At 36.1% G+C, this 2,129-nt stretch carries 2 protein-coding genes and 1 pseudogene; all 3 read right to left on the bottom strand.

Annotated features, from left to right (window positions below; all coding sequences use genetic code 11):
- Positions 1 to 231: hypothetical protein (locus BMX18_RS09245; RefSeq protein WP_219304959.1), on the bottom strand; the 231-nt coding region annotated here is incomplete at its 3' end.
- Between the two features lie 268 nt (positions 232 to 499).
- On the bottom strand, positions 500 to 1,141 hold the full coding sequence (locus tag BMX18_RS09240) for an Imm59 family immunity protein (protein ID WP_074561230.1): 642 nt from the start codon (positions 1,139 to 1,141) through the stop codon (positions 500 to 502).
- A gap of 2 nt (positions 1,142 to 1,143) precedes the next feature.
- A pseudogene (locus tag BMX18_RS09425) lies at positions 1,144 to 2,129 on the bottom strand (TNT domain-containing protein); the annotation flags it as partial.

Raw genomic sequence — 2,129 nt, 5'->3', positions numbered from 1 at the left:
AATATCTGTGGTAAGGATAGTCATCCCAGCACTTGTCACATCATCTTTAATCCATTGAGGTGTTTTTTGCTTAAATAAGGTATTGCCACCCCATTGGATGCTTTCGGCAGTCAGGTGACTAATCTGGGCGGCACCCAGAGCTAAATCTCCTATAGTTTCACAAGCTTTTGATATGAAACCTAGACGTAGAGAGATTTGGTCTTTGACATAATTAGCCCCAGGAACATTCAAATTAAAGTCTTGAACCTCTTGGTTAGCCCATTTGAATAATTTTGTGGTTTCGTCATTGACGTTTTGTAATAAAGCTTCAACTGGATGATGCTTAGCCCAGTCTTTTTTGGCTTTTTGCTCAGCTTGTTCTTTAGCTAGTTTTTCTTGTTCTGTGAGTTGTTTGTCGACAGATTTGATGCCTTTAGCGAAATTGACATTACTAAAAGGAGTAGGAGAAATCAGCAGATTTCATAGAAAGAGACGCAAAATGCGTCTCGAGGTTATTCATTTAGCTTAGCACAATTTCTAAAATAATTCCTCTTTCGGAAAGATTTTGTTGTTGTTTTTTCATGAATCGCATACCATTTTCACTAGGATGGTGTCTGAAACCAACTTGGATAATAATTTTATCAAAGTTTTCTCCACATTTTGAAACATAGCATTTTCCATCAATATATTCGAGATAAGTATTTAGTTTTTCCTCTAATTTTTGTAAATGCTCTTTTTCAGAAGTTCCTTCCCACTGATTTTCATCAAGGATAATGAGTTCTAAATTTCCATCTTCAATGTCGCAATAGTCAATAACTGTCGTAAACATTTCAATCGGTTTGTAGTCAGACCAAAGTGGAGAGTAGTATATTGGCTGTTTACCATCTTCAACTTTCCATCGATTTATTTCTATTGTTAAATCTAATAATTCGATAAATTTGTCTTTTGCTGAATTAAAATCTACAAATTCGTATTTTCCCCTCACTGAAGCGCGATCCATTGTTGCATAAACTTGATAAACTTGTTTTGTTTTATCGTAATCAATGCGGGTCTCCCATTCATGAGGATTCCCTGCCTCAAAAATAGAATAGCGCAAAGTTTGATAATTGCGTTTTTCAATTTCTTCCAGTATTTCTTGTTTTTCTATTTGTAAATTTGGCATTATTATTTAATCTCCCTTAAAAATCCAAGCTCTTCATAAATTGAGACACTCGTTCCTAATTTGATTTGTTGTCCGCCACCTGCTCCAAATACTTCGGCAATTTCGCCTATTTGAGGATTGTAAATATCTTCAGCAGAGAACTTATAAATATTCATAAGTTTTAAGATTTTGTCTTGCTTTTCTGGGCGCAAATTATTAAATGCTTTTTCGTAGTTAGCTTTATTGATATCCATAGTAAATTGATATGTATGTTTTTCTAGATAACCTTCTGGGTAAGGTAAGCCTCGAGATTCAAAAGGAAAAGATTTACCATCCATTATAGGACTAATAAAAGTTCCACCTGAACTGCCATATCTATCTACTAATTGACCTGCTGTGATATTAGCATCGCGTGTTATTGGATTTCCAGCAGCATCTAGGACGAATCCATCTCCTTTAGGCCAATTTATACTTCCATCTGGGTTTAAGAAATCTAATGAACGAACTAAAACAGGTTTTCCATCAACAGTTTCTGTAGAAAAGTAGGCTACTTCATTGTTATTAAATCTTGCTACCTTATTACCAGCTTTATCAAAATAAATTTCATCAATTTTAAGAGTTTTAGAAGTACTTTTAATACTGTCAGTGGTAACAGTTTTTGAAAAATCATTTACTTTTAATTTTCCAAACAGTTTATCAAATTTAGAAACCTTCACCCCATCTTCCACCTTACCAACGGTTGAGGCGACGTCACCGGCTTCGGCGAGTTTGGCAAGGTTGCTTGCTTTGTCGACGTATTTGAGTTTGCCAACAGCAGGGCCAACAAGTGTGGCGACATCAAAGAGGTAGCCACCGATTTTATAGTCATCCCCTGTTTTAATAGCGGATGCCAAGTCGCTTCCAACTTTTTCACCAGTTTTAGCAACAGCATTCCAAGCATCTGCATCAAGAGCTATTAGTCTAGTGCCAAACTCACTGGCAGCCATCACATTGTTCCAAGCACCAGTCA

The sequence above is a fragment of the Streptococcus sp. 45 genome, from assembly GCF_900108865.1.
Lineage (GTDB): Bacteria > Bacillota > Bacilli > Lactobacillales > Streptococcaceae > Streptococcus > Streptococcus ruminicola.
Note: the sequence above shows the minus strand (reverse complement) of the source record. Positions and strands in the feature narration are given on the sequence as shown.

Coding starts and splice junctions, on each gene's coding strand:
- BMX18_RS09240 (WP_074561230.1), bottom strand. CDS start 1,141: ATGCCAAATTTACAAATAGAAAAACAAGAAATACTGGAAGAAATTGAA.